Source organism: Anoxybacillus andreesenii (genome assembly GCF_030813005.1).
Taxonomy (GTDB): domain Bacteria; phylum Bacillota; class Bacilli; order Bacillales; family Cytobacillaceae; genus Robertmurraya; species Robertmurraya andreesenii.
Genome location: NZ_JAUSTU010000006.1, coordinates 56,733 through 78,652, shown reverse-complemented (window position 1 = coordinate 78,652; position 21,920 = coordinate 56,733). Strand labels below are relative to the sequence as shown.

Sequence of the window (21,920 nt, the reverse complement as noted above, 5' to 3'; positions counted from 1 at the left end):
ACTACTACTATTATGCAAGGTTCATAGACTTCTGACAAGTTTATGAAATCTATTCCAAATTATGTAATGGCCCAAAAACAAATTAAACTAAATTTTTAATCTCTTTCGACAATTTAGGCGTGTTTCTACCTATTTAATATAGCAACTTCATTCCTAGACAAAATTGCTTTTCTGTTATGCATTGCTATACATTTTCGGTTATAATTTACTCAAGATGTAAATATCGATAACATCCTAGATTGCTTTTTCATACTATCGTTTGAAAATTCACATTCTTTAGATAAACTGTTTTCAAATTAAATTACATAAATACTATTACTAAAGGAAGGGTAGAAATTTAAAAAATGATAGGATTAATTATTATTCTGATTTTAGTTTTATTCTTGCCTTTTTCAGTGAAAAAGGTAGAGCATAATCTGGAGATTTTCCTATTTATCATGGGGATTTTGGCCGCTACTATTAGCGGGATGATGAATGCTCAATTGATCGAAAAAGCTCTGGTAGACCCGATTAATATCACCATTGCTGTTCTACTTGCTGGTCTATTAACAAAATGGCTCCAAGGCCCAATTGAAAAAACGATTTTAGCTACAAGCAAACTATTAACACCAAGAGTTTTCTTTGCTTTAACAGTCATCATTTTGGGACTTGCTTCAAGCATTATAACAGCCATTATAGCAGCGATTCTACTTGTTATCGTGATTAACGTACTTCCTCTCGATCGCAAAGCGGAGATTCGGTTTACGATTTTGGCTTGCTTCTCGATTGGATTGGGCGCTGCATTAACACCCATTGGCGAGCCCTTATCCACGATCACCATAAGTAAGGTCAATGGAGATTTTTTCTACTTGCTTAAGTTGATCGGTCCCGAGGTAATCCCTGCGGTCGTGATTTTCGGTTTACTCACATTCTTTTTGGTTAAGCCGCACGAAAGTTCAGATGGCTTAGCAACCGATGAAAAGACTGAGAACTATAAGGAAATCATCATTCGCGCCGCAAAAATTTACTTGTTTGTCATGGGCTTAACCTTCCTCGGTCATGGTTTTGAGCCGTTGATTAATGAATATATCATTGGTCTTCATCCAATGCTGCTCTATTGGATCAATATGATCTCTGCCATCCTAGATAACGCCACACTAGCAGCGGCAGAAATTAGTCCAGCGATGAATACAGAAACCATCCGTGCGGTGTTACTTGGCCTCATTATCAGTGGTGGAATGCTTATTCCAGGAAATATCCCTAATATCATCGCAGCAGGAAAACTAAATATTACAAGTAAAGAGTGGGCACGCTTTGGTGTTCCAGTTGGCCTCATTACCATGGTTGTCTACTTTATTGTCCTATTTGTTTTCTACTAAGTTTCATATAAAGAAAAAACGAGGAATCCTATGAAATTCATCATTTCGTGGGATTCCTCGTTTCTGATCATCAACAATTATTTTCTTTTAATAACTGCCATTGTGCATCTCGATACACAGATGAGCTTATCCTCTTCATCGGTAATTTTGATATCCCAAACCATCGTTGTTTTTCCTTGGTGTAAAATGGTGCCCGTCGCCGTTACGATTCCATCCCTTTTTCCTCGCACATGGTTTGCATTAATTTCTAAGCCAACGGCAGCCTCCGTCTCTTGATCAATCAGGGCAAAGGCTCCTACGGAAGCGACGGTTTCTGCTAATGCCACAGAGGCTCCCCCATGCAAAAGCCCAAATGGCTGATGTGTTCTGCCGTCAACTGGCATCGTCGCCACGACAAGTCCTTTCTCAAGCTTTGTTACTTCAATTCCTAATGCATCCATGAGTGTTTGCTTAGTTTCCAATAAGTTCTCCTCCTACTTTTGTCTATTTCTATGTAAATTTTAAATAGATCACAACGATTTCTGTTTCTGGCTAGTGAACTAAATTCAGAAACTCCAATGTACCAAAAGTATACCAAATTTTCCTACAATTTGGATCATTTTTGCTTTAGACCTTTTTTACTTCATTACAGAAAAAAGCCCTCCATCTCCCGGAGAGCTTTCAAATGCTGATTTTCCCTTAATAAAATGGTGGAGCACCATAACCATATCCAAATCCATATGGATTAAATCCTACCGGATAGAATGGGTAGGGCCTTGGGCGAAAAAATGCTCCGCCAATTAAGCCACCAGCCAAGCCGCCTAATAATCCGCCGACAAATGGACCGCCAAAAAAGAATCTCTGATCGTTTACTACGGGTCCTCTATAATATTGCATCCGATACCCTCCTTGTTCACGCTTTTTCCCCTCTCTACTACATATGCGATAAACACCTAATAAGAGTGGGCGAAAGCTCCAAGAACGAATGGATTTACGGATGTTCCCTATAGAATCATTGCTGCTATCCAGCCAAACAGGATTAATGGAATATTATAGTGCAGAAACGTTGGAACACAAGTGTCCCAAATATGATTATGCTGGCCGTCGACATTAAGCCCAGCGGTGGGACCAAGGGTACTATCGGAGGCAGGGGAACCCGCATCTCCTAAAGCCGCTGCCGTTCCCACCAAGGAAATCGTCGCCATCGGACTGAAGCCTAGCTCTAAAGCAAGTGGGACAAAGATGGTAGCGATAATCGGAATGGTTGAGAAGGATGAGCCAATTCCCATCGTCACTAACAATCCCACGATGAGCATTAATAAAGCCGCGAGGGATTGATTTCCTCCAATGAGATCTGCCGATTGTTTCACAAGGGATTCGACATCGCCGGTTGCCTTTAAGACATCTGCAAATCCAAAAGCGGATAGCATAACAAATCCGATGAATGCCATCATTTTCATCCCATTTGTCAAAAGCTCGTCCGCTTCCCCCCATTTAATTGCGCCACTCAAATACAAAATAATAATTCCTGTTAAAGCTCCAAATATCATCGAATCCGTAGCAATTTGCACAATCAATGCTGCGACAATCGCTATCAGCGAGAATAGAATTCCAACCTTCGTATACTGCCCTTTCTCTGTTTCGACAAGCTGAAAGGAGCGGTAATTTCGTTCCTTGCGATAGGTAAAAATAGAAACGATTAGCCCTAAGACGAGACCAGCTGTAGGAATCAACATGGCTACAGGAATCTGATTTAACTTAACATTTAAGCCACTATCAATCATGTTGGTTGCCAAAATCTCGTGAAATATTTTCCCGAAGCCAACGGGTAATAAAATATATGGAGCAGTTAAGCCAAAAGTAAGAACCGATGCAATCATTCTTCTATCTATTCTTAATTCATTCATCAATGTTAATAAGGAGGGAATCAAGATCGGAATAAAAGCAATATGAATCGGAATGACGTTTTGCGAGAGGCAGGCCATGACAAGAATGGCCACAGTGATGATCGCCTTTGGATACATTTTCCCCTTGGATGCCCCATTATTTTTCACAAATCCCAACACTTTTTCGACCATCAGGTTTGGAAGACCCGTTTTGGATATACAAACTGCAAAGCCACCTAAAAGCGCATAGCTTAGAGCAACTTCAGCACTTCCTCCTAGGCCGCCAGAAAAAACTTCTATTGTTTTATGCAAAGATAATCCACCTGTTAACCCACCTACAAGTGAACCGAGGATTAAAGCAAGAACGACATTTACTCTTAATAAGCTTAAAATTAACATAACTAGGACAGCGATCACTACCGCATTCATTTCATGTTCCCCTCTCGATGCTTTAGTTTGGTAAATTGGTAGAGAATTAAAATATAGTAATTAAAATAGCATGCTAGCCTTTTTTCTGTCAATTGTTTTTGATTTGTAAAAATTTTACTAGAAGACCCTCTTCTCAAATATGGTAATACTAGGATGTTCCAAACAATAATCCTACGAAAAAAAGCCCAGGGAGTAAACCCTGGACTTAGCATGATGCTGTCTATTTATTCATTTCAAATCTTTCAACTAGAAGAGCTAGGGTGCGCGTCATGACTCCGGTTGCACCAGCTGGACCGAGCTCTGTGTTTTTGCGAGTTACTGAAGTTCCAGCGATATCTAAATGAACCCATGGTGTACCTTCTGCAAACTCACCGACAAAGGCTCCGCCCATGATCGCGTGTCCTTCTCGTCCTGGTGAATTATTTAAATCTGCAATCTTGCTGCTCCGAACCCGGTCAATATCCTTTTGGAAAAGAGGCAAGCGCCAAATTGGCTCTCCTGCTTCATAGGATGCTTCCAGTACCTGCTCAAACCACGCTTCATTGTTCGTTAAGGCACCCGTTGTTTCATTTCCAAGGGCAACGATAACGCCCCCTGTTAATGTCGCAACATCGACTAGATACTCGGCACCATGATGCTTGGCATATGTAACGGCATCAGCAAGCACCAATCTTCCTTCAGCATCTGTATTCAACACCTCAATCGTCTTTCCACTCATTGAGGTAATGACATCATCTGGCTTGAAGGCAGAACCGCTAATCATATTATCTGTCGATGGAATAACAGCGACCACATTTTGTTCAGGCCTTAATTCCCCGATGATTTCCATCGCGCCTAATACGGCTGCCGCTCCTCCCATATCGGTCTTCATGCCAACAATCCCATCCTTTGGCTTGATGGAATAGCCGCCGGTATCGAAAGTGATGCCCTTCCCAACTAGGCCGATAACATCCTTCCATTCTTCTTTTCCCTGATATTTTAGAACAATCAGCTTTGGAGGCTCCTCTGACCCTTGATTGACTGCGAGCAATGCCCCCATGCCAAGCTTAAGCATGTCTGCTTTTTCCAAAATCTCCACTTCAAATCCGTATTTCTCACCGAGCTCCTGGGCATAGTTAGCCATATCTGTGGCAGTCAGCAGGTTTCCAGGTGTATTCACTAAGGTGCGGGCTGAATTGGTTGCTTTTCCATAAACATAGCCAACCGTTAATGCCGCTCCCACCTCTTCCTGATCCTGCTCACTTAGGATGGTTATCCTCCTAATTTGTTTCTTAGGCTCGTTCGATTTTTGCTTGTAGCCAGCAAATTCGTATGTAGCAAGTGGCAGTGCTTCACTTAAGGCATGGGCCACATCCTGGTGCTCGATTTTTTCTGATAAAAACGCATCCAAATAAATCGTAGCATCCTCAAGCTTTGAGTGCTGTATCTCCTTAAAAGCCTTTCCAAATGCTTCGCGCACTAATTCAAACGTTACATCCTTTTCTTTGCCAAGACCAATGAATATTAATCTTTTTGCTCCGATTTTTCCGAAGGTATGTATTTTAGAAATTGCTTTTTTCTTTGCGGAGATATCACCGCTTTTTACTAATTCTGTTAACTGCCCCTCAAAAAGCTCGTCCAGCTTGGCAATATTCCCTTCGAACTTTGTTGGTTTATCATACAAACCGACGATTAAGCATTCTGTAGCTTCCACAAAATTGATTTCATTTTTTACATGGAACATCATTTCACCCCCAAGAAATATGTTTTTATTATATACGAAATGAGGAATTGTTTCGACTTTCTAACTATCATGAGGGCGCAACCTTTTGGTTATGGTATAATGTGTATACTTTTTATTATTGGGGATTCAAATGCAACAATGTTCGAGAAAAGAGCCATTTTTTATTGGTGCTTCAAGGGCAACATTGTTTGAAAAAATTATCGTTAATAAAGGTGGTTGGAGCATGGACTTGTTTATGAATTTTTCATTTTGGGCTGCAATTGCTGCCATCCTCTTTGCACAATTTGTTAAAGTTCCTATTCATTTTGCTGTGACGGGGAAGCTTGACTGGTCTCTGTTGACAAGCACAGGAGGGATGCCCAGCTCCCACTCAGCCGCTGTCACTGCCTTGACAACAGGTGTTGCGTTGGAATCTGGGATGCAGTCGCCAGTATTTGCGGTCTCGGCGCTCTTTGCAATCATTACCATGTTCGACGCCACAGGTGTGCGCCGTCAAGCAGGTGAACATGCGATTGTCTTAAACCAGCTAGTCAATGATTTTAACAAATTTATTGAAGAAGCAAAGGACTGGCCCCAAAAACCGGAACAGCAAAAACGAAAGGAGCTAAAGGAATTGCTCGGGCATAAACCGATCGAAGTCTTTTTTGGAGGTTTAACCGGGATCTTTTTAGCTTTATTCCTTCACTATTTACTGCAGCTATAATAAGAATTCTTTTCAAAAAGCAAATTAGAAAAGGCAAACAGTTGATTTTATCACTGCTTGCCTTTTTTGCTCCAAATTATTGGCTTTTTGATTGAATATATTGCTGTCTAAATACTTGCATCGACTCTTCTTCGTTCAATGCCTTTAGTTTCTCCTCGGTTAGCTTGCCGTTACCCTTCTCAATGACATAGACCTCAACCTTCTTCTTGCCCCATTTTTCATAGACTTCTTTTACCGTTTCATAATAGAGATCTACCTTGTTTCCTTTGATCGCTCCACCTTTATCCGCTACCACTCCATAGCCGTAACCAGGGATAAACAGGATCGTACCGATCGGAAAGACATTTAAGTCTGCTGCGACGGTTGAATACAAATCCCGGGTCACCTTCACACCTGAATAGGTGATCCCAAATTCGGGATGTCCAGGACTTTTTCCCGTTGACTCATAGCCAGCTGTATACCCAGTAGCAATCACTTCTGTACTAGGATATTGGGACCAATCAATGGCCTCCTCCAAGGAAGGTGGTTTCCCTGAGACCTCTTCGCTCGAGGAAATTTTTAAATCATTATTTGTAATTCTTTGAAGAAACTTATACGCAAGCTCCATCGGCCTTATTTTATGTTCCAAATTCTTGTTAGCTGATTCATTGCCTTCATTTTCATGTACACTGAGATAGTTCGTTAAGGACATAGCCTCAACACCAGAAATTCCCTGATAAGTTGTAAGTATTGCTGCACAAAATAAGAACGTCATAAGGATACGTCTTACCCACTTCTTAATATTTATCATGTGAATTTTCACTCCTCCCAAAACTATTCATTTCCCAAAGTGAAATGAAATATTCATAGGAGGAAGATTTTTTATCATTAGCCTTTTGCATAATAGCCTAGATACACCAATGAACATAGACATATTGACAAGGAAAAACCCCCACAAAAAGTGGAGGTTCCTTCGTTCTTATATAAGGCTTAAAACATCTGATAGCCCCTTTTACGTAATATTCGGATAGTAATGCCCGCGACAATCGCACCAGCCAAACCGCTGCTTAATATCAAAATATCTAACAAAGCAATATTAGCGAAACTTACCATTAGGTCTTGAAAGGCAGATTTTGTGTTTGTGAAATACTGGGAAAATCTCACCTTATCAACAAATAAAATCACAACAATAGGATAAATAATAGCCATAATCCAAGTCATTCTGAGAAGCATATTTAGAATAAACCCAATTCCAAAAAATAAAACGAAAAATAATAACATCGAAACGATTGTTATTGGCACGGCATAAATACTCATTTCGTGTCCAAGCCTCCCTTAGCATCAACTCTAAGTGTAATCGAAAGGCATTTTAAGAGTCAACAGAAAAGACAAAGCTATCCGTTAAACAAAAATGCCCCGAAGGCTCGGAGCATTTTAATTTAGGGATTTTTTTCATTTAGCCTACCGTTTATTATTTTAAAGCAACAATATTTGATAAAAGAACCTTCTTTATAATAGATTAAATTTCCCCTTTTTCAATACGAGGGATGGTCCACCAATCATAAGGAGTGCTCGGTTATCAATCATTTTCTTCATGAAGGATGCGGTTCCACCCTTCATTTTCTTACCAAAAGCAACCCCAATCGCATCATCTTCCCCTAATGAGCAAACCGTTCCTTTAATATCTGCCTTAAAGGCCTCTAGCTCCTTACCCCGAATAAGAGCAAGTAGATTGCGGGCACAGACAATACCTTGCTGCATTGCAATTTGTGCTGTTGGTGGGTATGGACGATTAATTTCCTCATTGATGACTAATGAGCAATCACCAATAATGAAGACATCCTCATGACCAGGAGCTCTTAAATCTGGTTGGACCTTCACACGGCCACGCATAGCCTCAAAACCAGATTTCTCGATAATGGAGTTTCCTCTCACACCTGCAGCCCAGACAACTGTTCCAGCTTTAATTTCTTCAACTTCATCTTCACCCTTGCCAACGATAATCCCTGTTTCAGTTGCTTCCTTCACTGCCGTACCAATCATGAAGGTGACACCTTTTCTTTCCAATTGGGCCATCGCATAGTTCACTAGATCAGGATCAAAACCAGGCAATACCGTTGGTGCAGCTTCGACACAAATAATTTTCACTTTTAGTGGATCGATATCATATTCTTTGCAAAGCTCAGGAACACGATTTGCAAGCTCCCCTAGAAACTCAATTCCTGTAAATCCTGCCCCACCGACAACAATGGTTAATCGTTCTTCCTTTTTCTCTACTTCTGTATTATAGGTTGCGAATTGATACTCAATATGTTCGCGGATTTGACGGGCAGCATCGACGTTAACAATCGAAAATGCATATTCCTTTAAGCCCTTGATCCCAAAGGTTTCCGACTCGGCTCCAACCGATACAACAAGATAATCATATGGAAGCTCCCCTTCCTCAAGGATGACCTTCTTATCTTCCGTTTTGATTTCGACAACAGTTCCTTGAATAAACTCGACCTTATTACGATCGATAACATCTCTAATATTGTAACGAACGCGATCATGGTGTAGAGTGCCTGCAGAGGCTTCATGTAACCAGGTTGTCTCGTAGTGATAATCATTCTTGTTAACAAGCTGGATCTCAACCTCGTTCATACCCATACCTTTTTGTAATTGTGTTGCTGTCATCAGGCCACCATAACCTGCTCCTAAAATTACGATTTTTTGCTTTCTCAAAGTGATCACTTCCACCTTTTTTGTTTTATTTTATGTTCTGTACTCTTTTTCTTAGCTTCACCACAATAGAAAAATATAGTAGTATAGATATAAAAAAGTATGTGATGAATTTCACTATTAATTTCAAAAAAATGTCGAAAAATCGTCACAGAAATTTAACATCTTATCTCAAATCCATGATATGCCTTTTCAATCTTAATTTCAAGTAAAAAAATATGATATCCAGCATATTTATAGTGTCTATATTTTTAGAATCTTTTAAAAACTAATCCCCCCCTCCCTTTATATTGTTTTTTATTTTGATATCTGACTTATTCATAGGAAATGTTTGAGATTTCAAAGGACAGAATGTTAGTTTTAAACTATTTGTGGTAATATATAGGATGGATTTGTACTATTCAGTTTGGGGGGATTCGGAATGAAAGAAGACAAAAAGATATATGATGTGACCATTATTGGTGGTGGACCAGTAGGACTATTCACCGCTTTCTATGGTGGGATGAGACAAGCAACTGTGAAAATTATTGAGAGCCTACCACAGCTTGGCGGACAGCTTTCGGCGTTATACCCAGAAAAATACATATATGACGTTGCTGGTTTTCCAAAGGTTCGTGCACAGGAACTAGTTAATAACCTAAAAGAACAAATGTCGAAATTCGAGCAAGCGATCGTCTTGGAACAATCTGTCGAGAAAATTGAGAAGCAAGATGACAATGTTTTTAAATTAACAACAAATAAAGAAATCCATTATACAAAAACCGTGATCATTACCGCTGGAAACGGTGCATTCCAGCCTCGTCGTTTAGAACTTGAAAACGCTATACAATATGAAGGCAAGAATCTCCATTATTTTATTGATGACCTTAACCAGTTTGCAGGAAAAAAGGTTGTCGTTTTTGGTGGTGGCGACTCTGCTGTGGACTGGGCGCTCATGCTTGAGCCAATCGCAGAGAAAGTAACGATTGTTCATCGACGTGATAAATTCCGTGCACATGAGCACAGTGTTGAGAACTTACAAAATTCAAAGGTAGACATCAAAACACCTTATGTTCTTGTTGAGTTAATTGGAGATATTAGCGGCATCAAGCAGGTCGTTCTTCAGGATGCAAACGGGGATGCGAAGGAAACTCTTGATGTGGATGCAGTTATTTGTAACTATGGATTCGTTTCTTCACTTGGACCAATTAAAGAATGGGGTCTTGAAATTGAAAAGAACTCCATTGTCGTTAACTCTAAGATGGAAACGAATATTCCTGGGATTTATGCTGCCGGAGATATTTGTACCTACGATGGCAAGGTTAAGCTCATCGCTAGCGGATTTGGTGAAGCCCCAACGGCGATCAACAATGCCAAAACCTATATTGATCCAAAGGCAAAAGCTCAGCCGCTTCACAGCTCTTCAATGTTCAAATAAATTGGAAAAGCAAAGCCCGACGGCTTTGCTTTTTGGTTTTAACAGTTTTCTGGAGTCCCCTCGTTTGTCGCAGTTCTAAATGAAGAGCCACAGCCGCATGATGCAATGGCATTCGGATTATCGATCGTAAAGCCGCCACCCATAAGTGATTGCTTGTAGTCGATCTTCGTCCCTTTCAAAGCTGGGGCACTGTCCTTATCAACAAGAATTTTGATTCCATATTGTTCAAATTCTGTGTCCCCATCCTCAACCTCGTGGGCAAAGCCCATTCCATAGGAAAGCCCACTGCAGCCGCCACCTTGAATTGCTACGCGAAGGAATGCTCCCTCTTCCTCATTTTCCTTCATCATATCCTTTATTTGCAAAGCAGCAGCTTCTGTAATCGTTACAATATCCATGTTCCTACCTCCCAATTATATAATCCAGTAGCTCATCTTACTATTAGTATATACAGCAATCAACAGTTCCTCAACTAGACAGCATTATAATCTCGAATATGGGGATTTTTATCAGTGAAAATGGTCCTTTCCTTATGATTATACGCTATAATTAAGGTACTATATATTTCTAGACCTCTCCAGACTTTGCAAAAGAAGGTGTTATGATGGCTGAATTACTTCCTTTATATGATAAAAAATATGAATGTCTCATGTGCAAACAACCCTTTACCTCCAAAAAGGTTCGTTCTCGATTTGTAAAGGTAACACATTACGATACTGATTTCTGTCCTACCTACTCATCGGAAGAAGCGAACCCTCTTTTCTACTACGTAAAGGTTTGTCCTCATTGTGGTTTTTCCTTTTCTGAAGATTTCCAACCATACTTCGCACCAGGAACAAAGGAAGTCATCATGCAGAAGGTTTGTGAACAGTGGGTTTCTCAGGACTTTGGAGGAGAGCGAAATGTGAATTCCGCTATCCAAACCTACAAGCTTGCTGCATTCTGTGGAACTTTGAAGAAGGAGAAGCATATTATCATTTCGGGCTTATATATGCGACTCGCCTGGCTTTATCGGTCGCTTGAAAACAAAGAACAGGAACGACGATTTACCAATTTGGCCCTGAAGGAATACATGGATTCCTACATGGCAGATGATTACAAAGGAACTCAGGTAACCGAGGTTCGTATGCTGTATTTAATTGGTGAGCTTTCCCGTCGGATAGGCAATATCGAACAGGCTGTGAAATATTTCTCCAAAGTCATCGAAAATCAAAAGAGTACAACGGAAGCAACTACCGTCGAAATGGCAAAGGAACGGTGGTACGAAATAAGAGACATGCAGAAAGAGCAAGAAAATATGCAGTCCGAAAGCTAGAAAAAAAGTGGTGTACTTTTTCAGGTAGTCATTCCCTTTAGTACACCACTTTTCTTTTGGCTGCTTTCGTTTGAGAAGAGAGCCTTTCCTTTAAAACATTGGGTTTTCCTCTAAATGTCGATAGATATTCTCTACCAGCTCATCTGGGGTTTCTCCTGTCACGACCTCTCCCTCAACTAAAGCATATAATGACGTTGCACATTTGCCACAGTAGCTTAGGCAGCCGTACTCGATAATATCTAAATTCGGATCCTTTTCAAGCTTCTCCAATGCTTGTTGAGACCCGTTAGCCAGATTGCTGATGCAAAATTCTATAATAGGTTTTAACAATTCTATTTCACCTCTGAGGTACTACTAGAGTAAGCTGAACAAAGCTTATGAAATTCATCATAGCAATTTTATTGAAATTGGCAAGTTTAACGTTTGCCATTGAACGACAATTTACGACAGATCCTTTCTAATTCTCGTCGAAAAGTTGTCATGAATATGTTGTGATTTTGTCACAATTTCGTTATACTTTGGGTGACCTTAAAGCATTTTTTCGAATTAATTTAATATCATTTTAGAAAAATTAATAGAGATAGAATTAGTCAGCTAATAGAGTTGCAAAAGGGGATAAAAAATGAAGAACTTAGTGATTTTGGGCGGAGGATACGGGGGAATGAAAATCCTATCTCGTCTTTTGCCAAATGAACTCCCAGAAGACGTATCAATCACATTAGTAGATAAGACACCTTATCACTGCCTGAAGACAGAGTACTATGCGTTGGCTGCCGGAACCATTTCAGACCAGCATATTCGCGTACCATTTCCAGAGGATCCAAGATTGCATATTCTCTATGGGGAGGTTACAGACATTCGCCTTGACGAGAAAAAAATCTATTTAAAGGATGCTGAACCGCTATCCTATGATGATTTAATTATCGGTCTAGGCTGTGAAGACAAATACCACAATGTACCAGGTGCAGAGGAATTTACCTATAGTATCCAATCGATAGAGAAATCTAGAGAAACCTATCAGGCTCTAAATAATCTTGCACCAGGCTCTGTAGTCAGTATCGTTGGCGCTGGTTTAAGTGGGGTTGAATTAGCAAGTGAGCTAAATGAAAGCAGACCCGATTTGAAGATAAAGCTTTTTGACAGAGGAAACTATATCCTTTCCGCCTTCCCAGTTCGTCTTAGCACATATGTTGAAAATTGGTTTGATAATCATGGTGTTGAAATTGTCAATACTTCTAATATCACAAGGGTGGAAGCCAATCGGCTATATAACCACCACGAACCAATTGACAGCGACATTATTGTGTGGACTGCTGGCATTCAGCCATGCAAGGTTGTGCGTGAAATGGATGCCGAAAAGGACAAACAGGGAAGAATTATTTTAACACCTTATCATAATATACCTAATAATGAGCATGTCTATGTAGTCGGTGACTGTGCCAGCCTGCCGCATGCTCCAAGCGCACAGCTTGCAGAGGGACAGGCAGAGCAAATTGTGGATGTATTGCTCAAACGCTGGAAAAATGAAGAACTCCCAGAAACCTTGCCAACGATTAAGCTAAAAGGGGTACTCGGATCCTTAGGAAAAAAACACGGATTTGGAGTTGTCGCTGATCGACCAATCACAGGTAGGGTGGCTCGATTGCTTAAATCAGGTATTCTGTGGATGTATAAGTTCCATAAAGGCTGATAGTAGTCTTATTTTGCTATGTCTAAAAAAAGAGTCTTATCAAAAAAGCGCTGATCTTTGTGATCGGCGCTTCCTTCATTTTAGCTTGGTGTATAGCCATGCCTTTCCATTTCTGAAAAAATCGTTTTTAACCGCGGATTCCCTTCCCCTACAATTTTATCCTCGATTAATACGATAGGATAAAACATATCTTCCTCGATCACACGCTGTGCAAATTCCCTTTTCGACTCATCTGAGGGCGGATCATAAATATCTACATAGGTAATCTTAAAGGCTTGATTGGGAAATTTCCTCCCCACTGCCGCCTCTAGCCATTCATAGGTCTCCTTTGAAGATGGGAGATTGACACAGCTAGGACAGAGTTGTTCCGCACCATAAACCAATATTTCCACTTCTTTTTTCTCCACTTTGCTCCCTCCCCTATATCTAAATCCTATTCTACAATAGCTGCAACATAAATTCCCAATATTAGGTCTGTTGCAAGTGTCTGGAAAAGGGTCTTTTAGATAGATTTTTTTGTCGGAAGTCATTATAATAGGGATAAAGAAAGGAGCGATTACGATGGCTGAGCAAATATTTGAACAAGTGCAAGATGTATTAGATAAATTGCGCCCATTCCTTCTTCGTGACGGTGGCGACTGTGAATTAGTAGATGTAGAAGATGGCATTGTGAAATTACGTTTATTAGGTGCATGTGGGTCCTGCCCAAGCTCCACCATTACATTAAAGGCTGGGATTGAGCGAGCGCTTTTAGAAGAAGTACCTGGCGTAGTTGAAGTTGAACAAGTATTCTAATCGATAAAAGTAAAACGATTCCGCATGAGCGCGGGATCGTTTTTTTATTTATATTCACATTTTTGAATCTGTATCTGACTTCCGATCTGGTCAATTTGTAGTTGATGGTAGATCATTTCTGGATTATGACTTTGCAGCTTCTGTTGTAACTTATCTCCTTGTCCTTTTTCATAGCAGCAGACGACCGTCGGGCCGGCCCCGCTTAAGGCCACACCAAAAGCTCCAAGCTCATAGGCAAGATTCTCAATTTCCTGTAAATGTGGAACGAGGGCTCTCCGATATGGCTGATGGTACAGGTCTTTTGCCATCATCCTACCGGCTAAAGCATAATCCCCTCTAAGGAGTGCCGCAATCATGACGTTCGCAATCGCACCTGCCTGAACAGACTCAGAGTAAGGTAGCTGGCTCGGTAGCACGCCTCGGGATTCCTTTGTTAGGAGCTCCTGTTTCGGAACAACGGCAATTAGATCAAACTCAAGGTCACGATAGACCACCGCTTCCACTGAATCATCCAGCTGTACCCCGACCACCAATCCTCCAAAAAGGCTCGCCCCGACATTGTCTGGATGGCCCTCAATCGAGGTCGCTAGACGGAATTTCTCCTCATTGGTCAATTCTAAATGACAAAGGGCATTCGCAAGTTCAATTCCAGCAACGATCGCAGCTGCACTCGAACCTAAGCCACGGGCAAGAGGAATATCACTCGTCATTTTTATCCTGCAGGATGGTAGTGATTGATTGAATTTTGCAGCGGTTTGGAGAGCAACCTGAATAACGAAATTGCTCTCATCCTTTGGAAAGACTTGAAGTTTTTTTGAGCATGGGATAACCTCCCATTGATCCGCTCTCTCCACCTCAAGTCGCAAATATAAATTTACCGCCAAGCCAATAGAATCAAATCCCGGGCCCAAATTGGCTGTACTTCCCGGAACCTGGATCGTTAACATGTCGCCCTCATTCATGCATGAACAACTCCCCTAATGTGCCTGGCAACTGCCTCCTCATCATTAGGAAGAAGCACTGGTTTAATGGAGCTGTAATCGATCGCTGTATTCGGATCCTTCAGGCCATTTCCGGTCAAAATTGCTACAACTGTGCTACCCTTTGCGATTTTTCCATTTTGAATATGCTTGTACAGTCCCGCCAACGAAGCACATGAACCTGGTTCAGCAAAAATTCCTTCTGTACGAGCAATTTTTTTATAAGCATTGATGATTTCATCGTCACTTACTTCATCAATGATTCCTTTCGATTCGTCGGCAGCAGCGGTAGCCAAATGCCAGCTTGCTGGATTTCCAATCCGGATCGCCGTTGCAATCGTCTCAGGGTTTTCAATCACCTGATTGCGAACAATTGCGGCTGCACCCTCTGCTTCAAAGCCGTGAATTTTTGGTAATCCTGTATTTTTTGCCTCGTGATATTCCTTGAAGCCTTTCCAGTAGGCACTAATATTTCCCGCATTCCCTACTGGAATCGCCAGAACATCAGGAGCTTTTCCACCAAGCTGATCACAGATTTCAAAGGCACCGGTTTTTTGACCCTCTAGACGATATGGATTCACCGAATTTACCAAGGTAATCGGTTCTTTTTCACTAATATTGCGAACCATTTTCAGCGCTTCATCGAAGTTCCCTTCAATTGAAACAATCTCAGCCCCATACATGACCGCTTGAGCGAGCTTGCCCATGGCAATTTTCCCCTCGGGAATGACAACAATGCATCTCATTCCTGCTCGGGCTGCATAAGCTGCAGCCGCTGCTGAAGTATTTCCTGTTGATGCACAAATGATCGTATCGCTTCCCTCTTCCTTCGCCTTGGCGACGGCCATGACCATTCCCCGATCCTTGAAGGAGCCTGTCGGATTCGTTCCCTCGGTCTTCACATAGAGCTCGACTCCCCACTCCTCAGAAAGTCGTTCTAGCTTAATGAGAGGTGTATTTCCTTCATTCAATGTTAGTTTTGGTGTATTCTCATTAACTGGTAAAAATTCTTTATATTCATCTAATAAACCATTCCACCTCATGAATTGCCATTCCCTTCTACCCGATAAGAGCTCTTAATATGATGTACGGATTGTAAAGCCTCTAATTCTGCTTGAACATCTTCATATGCCTGAAGAGATGCATTGTGAGTAACTAATACAATCTCTGCAATGCCTTTTTCCTTTACTGGGAGCTGGAGGATTTTCTCTAGGCTTACACCATGATGGGAGAAAATCGAGGTAATATTTGCAAACACCCCAAGCTCATCCTTTGCATGAATTCTCAAGAAATATTTAGAATAGATCTCAGCAGGTTTCTTTAACTTCTTCTCGTGTTGAGGAGTAATAATTCTCTTACCATTCACTCCAAGCACCATGTTCTTCATCACAACGACTAAATCAGCGACAATAGATGTGGCTGTTGGCAGGCTCCCTGCTCCTGGACCGTAAAACATCGTCTCTCCAACTGCTTCTCCATATACATAAACAGCATTAAACTCATTGTTCACAGAGGCCAGTGGATGGGAATCAGAAAGAAGAGTCGGTTGCACGCTCACCTCAACCTTGTCATCCTCGAGCACAGCGATTCCTATCAGCTTCATCGTGTATCCAAGCTGCTTGGCATATTGAAGATCCTCTTCTGTAATATGAGTGATTCCTTGAACCTTTACATCCTCTAAATCAATTTTCATGGAAAAACCGAGCGTAGCGAGAATAGCCATTTTCCTCGCTGCATCAAGACCCTCCACATCCGAGGTTGGATCCGCTTCTGCATAGCCAAGCTCCTGTGCTTCCTTTAAAGCTACTTCATATGGGCTTCCCTGCTTACTCATTTTGGTTAAGATATAGTTGGTCGTTCCATTGACGATCCCCATCATCTTCGTAATATGGTCCGAGGATAATCCCTCGACAAGACTTCTAAGGATAGGGATACCTCCAGCGACACTCGCCTCATAGAAGAAATCACAGCCATTTTCGGCTGCAGCGGTTAACAGCTCTGAACCATGCTCTGCCATTAAATCCTTATTAGCCGTCACCACATGCTTTTTATTTTTTAAGGCTTGCAATAGGTATCTTCTTGTTTCCTCTACCCCGCCCATGACCTCAACAACGACATCAATATTAGGATTATCAATAATATCCAATGCATTCGTTGTGAGCAAATCGAGGCTAAGCTCAATGTCTCTCTTCTTAGTTAAATCTGTAACGAGCACTTTATTTATCTTGATTGGACAGCCGATTTGATGCAAAAGCTTTTCCTGATGGTTTTCAATGATTTTGACAACACCCGAACCGACTGTACCCAAGCCTAACAATCCAATCGAAATTGCTTCCATCTCTTTCCCCTCCGTCCTTGTTCTCCCTAGAAAAACAACTGTATTTGTATAGTAGACATTATAGATGGAGAAGACAATTTTTACAATAGTAAAATCGCCAAGCAAAATGCGTGAAACCGCTTTATCCCTTCCCCTACAAAACTTTTGATCCACTTGATTTTTTCTTCATACTGTGAAGGATCAAAAAAAACTGACCTCACGATGAGATCAGCTTCTCTACCACCTATTTTTTATTCACGCGAGTCTTTGATTCTTGACCAGATAAAACCAAGTCAATATTCTCCACACACATATTCATCATATCCATTCTTGTTTCGATCGAAGCACTTCCAATATGAGGTAGTGCCACGACATTTGGCAGCTTCAATAATGGATGAGCAGGGTCAATCGGTTCTTGTTCGAACACATCCAACCCGGCAGCAGCGATATCGCTCGCTTCAAGTGCTTGATAAAGGTCCTCTTCATTGACGACAGGGCCACGAGAAGCATTAATGAAGATGGCTGTCTTTTTCATTTTCTTAAAGACATCCTTTGTAAACAGATCCTTTGTTTCTGCAGTTAATGGAGTTAAGCATACAATGAAATCTGCGGACTCAACCAATTCATCGAACGAACAATAGATGGCCCCAAGCTCCGCTTCCACGTCCATTTTTCTCGAGCGGTTATGATAGAGGATATTCATATCAAAGCCCTTTGCCCTTTTTGCAACGGTTGAACCAATGCTCCCCATTCCAACAATTCCAATTGTCTTGTGGTGGATATCATGTCCAGCTAGTAAAAGCGGGGCCCAGCTTTTCCATTTTCCCTCTTTGACAAACTCCGCTGCCTCTACAATTCTTCTTGCTGTTGCCATTAATAGAGCAAAGGTTAAATCCGCCGTCGTATCCGCTAAGACATCCGGTGTATTGCAAACGGCCACGCCATGCTCTGAAGCTTTCTGAATATCGATATTATCATAGCCAACTGCTAGATTGGCCACAACTTTAAGATTCTCACCTACCGAAAAAATTTCCTCATCTATTTTATCTGAAAGCATAGTCAATAAGGCATCTGCCTTTTTTGCTTCTTCAAGTAACACGGAACGGGGAACAGCGACGTCCTCTTTATCCCACATTGTTACTTCATATTTATTTTTCAATGGTTCTACGGCTTCATCAGGTAGTTTTCTCGTAATAAAAATATATGGCTTCATCTGCTTCTTCTCCTTTTTCCTCATGCTGTGATTTCTGAGTCTTCCAATATTATTATAGGGAAAAAGAAAAAGGATGAAAAGCATCTTACCTTTGAAGCCATTCGACGCTCGGGATATTCATTCTTCTGACAGGAACCCGTGCGATACGATAAAAGTCTCTTAAAAATTCTTCATATTCACGTGATTGTTCGACACATTTCTTTAATTTTTCTTCCTGTAGATGTCGCTCTTGCTCCGATGTCGTGATATGGTATTCCTCTACACTTTCAAAGTAATGAAGCGGAAATAATAACCGCGCATACAAAAGCCTCCAAGAGAAGGATGACAACATCGAGATACTTGCATAGTCTTGAAAAAACTGGCTCACTTCCGGTTCATAGGTTTTGATATTACGGAAGTAGCAATCCCTCGTCCATTCCGCTAAATCCCTTGTCCCGTGATCAAATACCCAATCAAAGGGGTTCTTGATCAACAGCTTTTCCCCCCATGTACGTGAGGAAAAATGCTGATGACAAATGGTACCGCTATCGATTGCCGCTGGGTCATCATCCTGTTCGGTATCGCTTAAGTATTGAATCGCATTTTCAGCGAGGCCCATATAATATGGAAATGACTCGATGAACAGTCTTTCAAACTCATTTTCTGGGGCTTGAAAAAGCTTACTATTCCACACCTTCTCCATCTGATCAAGCCTTTGCTCCCAAAAGGTTTTCCACATTCCAATCCGATTGATACTGCGTACCTCAAAGGGTACCGTTCTTCCCCTTGCATGAAATTTGGCTAGTTTTCTTCCGATTTGTTTAACAGGGCGACGATCAACGTTTTTTTTGCTGAGAACGCAATATTGGCTGTTTTCCCACTTGATCACACTATTCCCATCCTGTGATTTAAGGAACTGGTACACACCTGAATCCCCAGTATCAGCTAAATGTTTAGCTAAATGATCGAGTTCCAAAAGGAAATTTTCCTCCATATTTTGAGTAGGTATTAATAAATAGATGTTTTGTTCATTTTGACAGGCCTCATAAGGTCCAATTCTAATTTCTCTAGGGGCTTGAATCCTGAATTTTTGATGTAATAAACGTTGGAGCATTTTTTGCACCACCTACCGCCTATTTAGTCCTTAGGCTCTGTTAACTTTATGTGAGCATGATACCGCCTTCTGTGTATGTGTTCACTACGACTACGCTATTCGTACCGAATAAAACCCGTTCACAACATACACAGAAGGCTATATCAACATTGAAAATAACACAGCCAATCCCTAAAATCATGTATATGTGGAAATTTGCGAAACTTGTTCTTTAGTTAGGGGATTGCCTGATGATAAATCGATCAGCTTCTGCATATTCTAAGTAAATAGAATTATTAAGCCAAGCAATAGTTATTGGAAAGGGTGGCGCAAATGTCAGAGAAAAGAAGCTTAGATATGGTAGGAAAAACGGCGAGAAAATGGCTGCAGGAAAGAGGAGTTGAAATTCAAGATATTGCAGACCTTGTTTTTTATCTTCAAGAAAAATATCACCCTAATTTACAAATGAAGGATTGCATCGATAATGTGGAGCGGGTCCTTGCAAAACGAGAGGTCCAAAACGCGATTTTAACAGGGATACAGTTGGATATGTTAACAGATAAGGGATTGCTTGAGGAGCCCTTGCAGTCCATGCTCGAAACAGATGAGAGCCTTTATGGTGTGGATGAAATCCTAGCTTTTTCAATCGTGAATGTATATGGTTCGATTGGATTTACGAATTATGGGTTTATTGACAAAATGAAGCCAGGCATACTGGAAAAATTAAATGATAAATCATCAGGGGTATGCAATACCTTTCTTGATGACATAGTCGGCGCCATCGCAGCCGCTGCCTCCAGCCGGCTTGCTCACCGTGCAGCAAATGCTGAATAAGTAAGGCGGGAGAATCTCCCGCCCTTTTGTGTTTCGCCGATATATTCCATTTTCCGCCGATATATCTCAATTTTGACCGATATCACTTATTGATCATATCTCCCACTCATCCAAAGAGTCGACCACATAGGTCGGCTGCACCTCGTATCGGGATAAATGCTCCTTTTTCGTAACCCCTGTATGCACAAGTAACGTATCCATGCCGGCATTAATCCCTGCCATAATATCTGTATCATAGTTATCCCCAACCATCAAGGTCTCCTCTTTGCTTGTTCCTAGCACGGCGAGGGCCTGTTCCATTATGATCGACTCTGGCTTTCCGATAAAAATCGGCTGCGTTTGAGCAGAAACGGTAATCACAGAGGTTAAGGAGCCATTTCCAGGCAGCAATCCTCTTTCCGTCGGGATGGCGATATCGCCATTGGTGGAAATGAAGGTTGCTCCATTTCGTACGGCTAGACAGCCGATTGCCAATTTTTCATAGCTAATGGTACGGTCAATCCCCACTACCACGAAGTCTGCCTGCTCTTCTGCAAAGCTCAAGCCCTTTTCTTCAATGGCAGAACGAATCCCCTCTTCACCGATCACATAGACAGAGGCATCGTTCTTAAGATTATGTATATAATTGGCCGTTGCCTGACTTGTTGTAAATACCTGCTCTTCCTCTGCTGGTATCGTAAATTTTCTCAGCTTTTCTGCCACCTGTGCGGGAGTCCGAGAGGAGTTATTTGTTACAAAAAGGTAGGGAATATTTTTTTCGTTTAATCTTTTTATAAAATCCGCCGCTTCCTCAATAAGCTCAGTTCCTCTATACATCGTTCCATCTAAATCAATTAAATAGCCTTTATATTTTTTCACCATTCATCACTCCTATGAAATAGATTGCCCCATCTTAAGAAGCAAAAATACAAAAACGCCCCTACTTGAGCGTTTTGACTTAATTTCTAAATGCTGTAACAGGACCTAATTCGTTCAGCAGATACTCCCGAACCATGGGAGCAAACTTTTTTAGCATTGGATGTTGCTTAGCAAAAGCTGTGTGAATCTCCAAATGTTGAACGTCTGTATACTCCTGAACCAACTGCTTGCGATAAGGGATGATCGCCTTTAAACAAGCGCTCAATTCACCAGAGATGACCCTCTCATCTAAGAGAATATCTATAATGTCCTCATAGCTGCCAGGATCGCGCATAATGAACCCGTCAATCATCGCATTGCCAACATCCAGAATCCCTTCAATGATCGTATGACAAATTCGTTCAAGAGCTGCTTTTTCAATAGGTGTTTCCCAATTTTCCATCGTTTCAAGAAGAGAAAGCTGTTTCTCAATAAAATCCAGGATGCCATCTATTTTTTCTCTGTCAACAAAGTACATATCATCAGTTCCTTTTGCTATTTAGTTGCGGCAGCGTTTGTTCTCTAGCCCTTATTATTTCGTATACTACCACAATTGTAGCATATTTCTTATCCATCGTATATTTCCCAAACGAGACAAACCATTTTTCAAGA

Annotated in this window: 24 protein-coding genes; 7 read left to right on the top strand and 17 right to left on the bottom strand. The window is 41.2% G+C overall.

Annotation, left to right across the window (positions count from 1 at the left end):
* The first annotated feature begins 344 nt into the window (after nucleotides 1-344).
* Nucleotides 345-1,358 (top strand): DUF1646 family protein, encoded by a 1,014-nt coding sequence (locus J2S07_RS08010; protein ID WP_307149901.1) that lies wholly within the window; start codon nucleotides 345-347, stop codon nucleotides 1,356-1,358.
* 77 nt (nucleotides 1,359-1,435) lie between these two features.
* Here J2S07_RS08010 and J2S07_RS08005 read toward each other — a convergent pair whose 3' ends face one another.
* The 4 genes from J2S07_RS08005 to J2S07_RS07990 form a co-directional block, all read right to left on the bottom strand.
* Nucleotides 1,436-1,798 carry a hotdog fold thioesterase gene (locus J2S07_RS08005; RefSeq protein WP_370872806.1) on the bottom strand — a complete coding sequence of 121 codons (363 nt, stop codon included), beginning with the start codon at nucleotides 1,796-1,798 and terminating at the stop codon, nucleotides 1,436-1,438.
* Between the two features lie 238 nt (nucleotides 1,799-2,036).
* A complete protein-coding gene (locus J2S07_RS08000) occupies nucleotides 2,037-2,234 on the bottom strand; it encodes a hypothetical protein (protein WP_307149899.1) in 198 nt (65 codons plus the stop codon).
* A gap of 107 nt (nucleotides 2,235-2,341) precedes the next feature.
* On the bottom strand, nucleotides 2,342-3,652 hold the full coding sequence (locus tag J2S07_RS07995; protein ID WP_307149898.1) for a Na+/H+ antiporter family protein: 1,311 nt from the start codon (nucleotides 3,650-3,652) through the stop codon (nucleotides 2,342-2,344).
* Between the two features lie 220 nt (nucleotides 3,653-3,872).
* Nucleotides 3,873-5,375, bottom strand: coding sequence for a leucyl aminopeptidase (locus tag J2S07_RS07990; RefSeq protein ID WP_307149897.1), 1,503 nt, complete (start codon nucleotides 5,373-5,375; stop codon nucleotides 3,873-3,875).
* Nucleotides 5,376-5,598: 223 nt separating this feature from the next.
* On the opposite strand from J2S07_RS07990, the gene J2S07_RS07985 reads away from it, so the two are divergent.
* On the top strand, nucleotides 5,599-6,078 hold the full coding sequence (locus tag J2S07_RS07985; protein ID WP_307150017.1) for a divergent PAP2 family protein: 480 nt from the start codon (nucleotides 5,599-5,601) through the stop codon (nucleotides 6,076-6,078).
* A 76-nt stretch (nucleotides 6,079-6,154) separates the two neighbouring features.
* Here J2S07_RS07985 and spsC read toward each other — a convergent pair whose 3' ends face one another.
* The 3 genes from spsC to J2S07_RS07970 all read right to left on the bottom strand — a co-directional run bounded on the left by spsC (nucleotide 6,155) and on the right by J2S07_RS07970 (nucleotide 8,781).
* Nucleotides 6,155-6,868 (bottom strand): stationary phase survival protein SpsC, encoded by a 714-nt coding sequence (gene spsC, locus J2S07_RS07980; protein ID WP_307149896.1) that lies wholly within the window; start codon nucleotides 6,866-6,868, stop codon nucleotides 6,155-6,157.
* A 179-nt stretch (nucleotides 6,869-7,047) separates the two neighbouring features.
* Nucleotides 7,048-7,374, bottom strand: a complete 327-nt coding sequence (locus J2S07_RS07975; protein WP_307149895.1) for a YuiB family protein — start codon at nucleotides 7,372-7,374, stop codon at nucleotides 7,048-7,050.
* Between the two features lie 192 nt (nucleotides 7,375-7,566).
* Complete coding sequence (locus J2S07_RS07970) at nucleotides 7,567-8,781, bottom strand: NAD(P)/FAD-dependent oxidoreductase (RefSeq protein WP_370872798.1); 1,215 nt, start codon at nucleotides 8,779-8,781, stop codon at nucleotides 7,567-7,569.
* A 418-nt stretch (nucleotides 8,782-9,199) separates the two neighbouring features.
* On the opposite strand from J2S07_RS07970, the gene J2S07_RS07965 reads away from it, so the two are divergent.
* Nucleotides 9,200-10,195, top strand: coding sequence for an NAD(P)/FAD-dependent oxidoreductase (locus J2S07_RS07965; protein WP_307149893.1), 996 nt, complete (start codon nucleotides 9,200-9,202; stop codon nucleotides 10,193-10,195).
* Nucleotides 10,196-10,233: 38 nt separating this feature from the next.
* On the opposite strand, the gene J2S07_RS07960 is transcribed toward J2S07_RS07965, so the two are convergent.
* Complete coding sequence (locus J2S07_RS07960; protein WP_307149892.1) at nucleotides 10,234-10,593, bottom strand: HesB/IscA family protein; 360 nt, start codon at nucleotides 10,591-10,593, stop codon at nucleotides 10,234-10,236.
* A gap of 206 nt (nucleotides 10,594-10,799) precedes the next feature.
* Between J2S07_RS07960 and J2S07_RS07955 the strand changes: the two genes are divergently transcribed.
* Nucleotides 10,800-11,510, top strand: coding sequence for a DUF2225 domain-containing protein (locus tag J2S07_RS07955; protein ID WP_307149891.1), 711 nt, complete (start codon nucleotides 10,800-10,802; stop codon nucleotides 11,508-11,510).
* Nucleotides 11,511-11,600: 90 nt separating this feature from the next.
* On the opposite strand, the gene J2S07_RS07950 is transcribed toward J2S07_RS07955, so the two are convergent.
* Nucleotides 11,601-11,840, bottom strand: a complete 240-nt coding sequence (locus J2S07_RS07950; RefSeq protein ID WP_307149890.1) for a YuzB family protein — start codon at nucleotides 11,838-11,840, stop codon at nucleotides 11,601-11,603.
* A gap of 292 nt (nucleotides 11,841-12,132) precedes the next feature.
* Here J2S07_RS07950 and J2S07_RS07945 point away from each other — a divergent pair, with 292 nt between their 5' ends.
* Nucleotides 12,133-13,200, top strand: a complete 1,068-nt coding sequence (locus tag J2S07_RS07945) for an NAD(P)/FAD-dependent oxidoreductase (RefSeq protein ID WP_307149889.1) — start codon at nucleotides 12,133-12,135, stop codon at nucleotides 13,198-13,200.
* Between the two features lie 80 nt (nucleotides 13,201-13,280).
* Here the strand turns inward: J2S07_RS07945 and J2S07_RS07940 are convergent, their stop codons facing one another.
* Nucleotides 13,281-13,607 (bottom strand): YuzD family protein, encoded by a 327-nt coding sequence (locus J2S07_RS07940; RefSeq protein ID WP_307149888.1) that lies wholly within the window; start codon nucleotides 13,605-13,607, stop codon nucleotides 13,281-13,283.
* 154 nt (nucleotides 13,608-13,761) lie between these two features.
* Here J2S07_RS07940 and J2S07_RS07935 point away from each other — a divergent pair, with 154 nt between their 5' ends.
* Nucleotides 13,762-13,995: a NifU family protein gene (locus J2S07_RS07935; protein ID WP_307149887.1), complete on the top strand. Its 234-nt coding sequence runs from the start codon at nucleotides 13,762-13,764 to the stop codon at nucleotides 13,993-13,995.
* A gap of 44 nt (nucleotides 13,996-14,039) precedes the next feature.
* Here J2S07_RS07935 and thrB read toward each other — a convergent pair whose 3' ends face one another.
* From thrB to yutH, 5 genes are all read right to left on the bottom strand, one after another.
* Nucleotides 14,040-14,957, bottom strand: a complete 918-nt coding sequence (gene thrB / locus J2S07_RS07930; RefSeq protein WP_307149886.1) for a homoserine kinase — start codon at nucleotides 14,955-14,957, stop codon at nucleotides 14,040-14,042.
* A complete protein-coding gene (gene thrC, locus J2S07_RS07925; protein ID WP_307149885.1) occupies nucleotides 14,954-16,018 on the bottom strand; it encodes a threonine synthase in 1,065 nt (354 codons plus the stop codon). The genes thrB and thrC overlap by 4 nt, the downstream gene beginning before the upstream one ends.
* A complete protein-coding gene (locus tag J2S07_RS07920) occupies nucleotides 16,015-17,313 on the bottom strand; it encodes a homoserine dehydrogenase (RefSeq protein WP_307149884.1) in 1,299 nt (432 codons plus the stop codon). Before J2S07_RS07920 ends, thrC begins: the two co-directional genes overlap by 4 nt.
* 223 nt (nucleotides 17,314-17,536) lie before the next feature.
* Nucleotides 17,537-18,505, bottom strand: coding sequence for a 2-hydroxyacid dehydrogenase (locus tag J2S07_RS07915; protein ID WP_307149883.1), 969 nt, complete (start codon nucleotides 18,503-18,505; stop codon nucleotides 17,537-17,539).
* An 85-nt stretch (nucleotides 18,506-18,590) separates the two neighbouring features.
* Nucleotides 18,591-19,598, bottom strand: a complete 1,008-nt coding sequence (yutH, locus tag J2S07_RS07910) for a spore coat putative kinase YutH (RefSeq protein WP_307149882.1) — start codon at nucleotides 19,596-19,598, stop codon at nucleotides 18,591-18,593.
* 312 nt (nucleotides 19,599-19,910) lie between these two features.
* Between yutH and J2S07_RS07905 the strand changes: the two genes are divergently transcribed.
* Nucleotides 19,911-20,411, top strand: coding sequence for a phosphatidylglycerophosphatase A family protein (locus J2S07_RS07905; RefSeq protein WP_307149881.1), 501 nt, complete (start codon nucleotides 19,911-19,913; stop codon nucleotides 20,409-20,411).
* Nucleotides 20,412-20,504: 93 nt separating this feature from the next.
* Here the strand turns inward: J2S07_RS07905 and J2S07_RS07900 are convergent, their stop codons facing one another.
* Both J2S07_RS07900 and J2S07_RS07895 read right to left on the bottom strand, forming a co-directional pair.
* Nucleotides 20,505-21,269 carry a TIGR01457 family HAD-type hydrolase gene (locus J2S07_RS07900; RefSeq protein WP_307149880.1) on the bottom strand — a complete coding sequence of 255 codons (765 nt, stop codon included), beginning with the start codon at nucleotides 21,267-21,269 and terminating at the stop codon, nucleotides 20,505-20,507.
* A 79-nt stretch (nucleotides 21,270-21,348) separates the two neighbouring features.
* Nucleotides 21,349-21,786 carry a DUF86 domain-containing protein gene (locus J2S07_RS07895; RefSeq protein WP_307149879.1) on the bottom strand — a complete coding sequence of 146 codons (438 nt, stop codon included), beginning with the start codon at nucleotides 21,784-21,786 and terminating at the stop codon, nucleotides 21,349-21,351.
* Nucleotides 21,787-21,920: the final 134 nt, after the last annotated feature.

What these genes read in the sequence shown, in the direction of transcription:
- J2S07_RS08010 (WP_307149901.1), top strand. Translation starts at nt 345, where the DNA reads ATGATAGGATTAATTATTATTCTGATTTTAGTTTTATTCTTGCCTTTT.
- J2S07_RS08005 (WP_370872806.1), bottom strand. Translation starts at nt 1,798, where the DNA reads ATGGATGCATTAGGAATTGAAGTAACAAAGCTTGAGAAAGGACTTGTC.
- J2S07_RS08000 (WP_307149899.1), bottom strand. Translation starts at nt 2,234, where the DNA reads ATGCAATATTATAGAGGACCCGTAGTAAACGATCAGAGATTCTTTTTT.
- J2S07_RS07995 (WP_307149898.1), bottom strand. Translation starts at nt 3,652, where the DNA reads ATGAATGCGGTAGTGATCGCTGTCCTAGTTATGTTAATTTTAAGCTTA.
- J2S07_RS07990 (WP_307149897.1), bottom strand. Translation starts at nt 5,375, where the DNA reads ATGTTCCATGTAAAAAATGAAATCAATTTTGTGGAAGCTACAGAATGC.
- J2S07_RS07985 (WP_307150017.1), top strand. Translation starts at nt 5,599, where the DNA reads ATGGACTTGTTTATGAATTTTTCATTTTGGGCTGCAATTGCTGCCATC.
- spsC (WP_307149896.1), bottom strand. Translation starts at nt 6,868, where the DNA reads ATGATAAATATTAAGAAGTGGGTAAGACGTATCCTTATGACGTTCTTA.
- J2S07_RS07975 (WP_307149895.1), bottom strand. Translation starts at nt 7,374, where the DNA reads ATGAGTATTTATGCCGTGCCAATAACAATCGTTTCGATGTTATTATTT.
- J2S07_RS07965 (WP_307149893.1), top strand. Translation starts at nt 9,200, where the DNA reads ATGAAAGAAGACAAAAAGATATATGATGTGACCATTATTGGTGGTGGA.
- J2S07_RS07960 (WP_307149892.1), bottom strand. Translation starts at nt 10,593, where the DNA reads ATGGATATTGTAACGATTACAGAAGCTGCTGCTTTGCAAATAAAGGAT.
- J2S07_RS07955 (WP_307149891.1), top strand. Translation starts at nt 10,800, where the DNA reads ATGGCTGAATTACTTCCTTTATATGATAAAAAATATGAATGTCTCATG.
- J2S07_RS07945 (WP_307149889.1), top strand. Translation starts at nt 12,133, where the DNA reads ATGAAGAACTTAGTGATTTTGGGCGGAGGATACGGGGGAATGAAAATC.
- J2S07_RS07935 (WP_307149887.1), top strand. Translation starts at nt 13,762, where the DNA reads ATGGCTGAGCAAATATTTGAACAAGTGCAAGATGTATTAGATAAATTG.
- thrB (WP_307149886.1), bottom strand. Translation starts at nt 14,957, where the DNA reads ATGAATGAGGGCGACATGTTAACGATCCAGGTTCCGGGAAGTACAGCC.
- thrC (WP_307149885.1), bottom strand. Translation starts at nt 16,018, where the DNA reads ATGAGGTGGAATGGTTTATTAGATGAATATAAAGAATTTTTACCAGTT.
- J2S07_RS07920 (WP_307149884.1), bottom strand. Translation starts at nt 17,313, where the DNA reads ATGGAAGCAATTTCGATTGGATTGTTAGGCTTGGGTACAGTCGGTTCG.
- J2S07_RS07915 (WP_307149883.1), bottom strand. Translation starts at nt 18,505, where the DNA reads ATGAAGCCATATATTTTTATTACGAGAAAACTACCTGATGAAGCCGTA.
- yutH (WP_307149882.1), bottom strand. Translation starts at nt 19,598, where the DNA reads ATGCTCCAACGTTTATTACATCAAAAATTCAGGATTCAAGCCCCTAGA.
- J2S07_RS07905 (WP_307149881.1), top strand. Translation starts at nt 19,911, where the DNA reads ATGTCAGAGAAAAGAAGCTTAGATATGGTAGGAAAAACGGCGAGAAAA.
- J2S07_RS07895 (WP_307149879.1), bottom strand. Translation starts at nt 21,786, where the DNA reads ATGTACTTTGTTGACAGAGAAAAAATAGATGGCATCCTGGATTTTATT.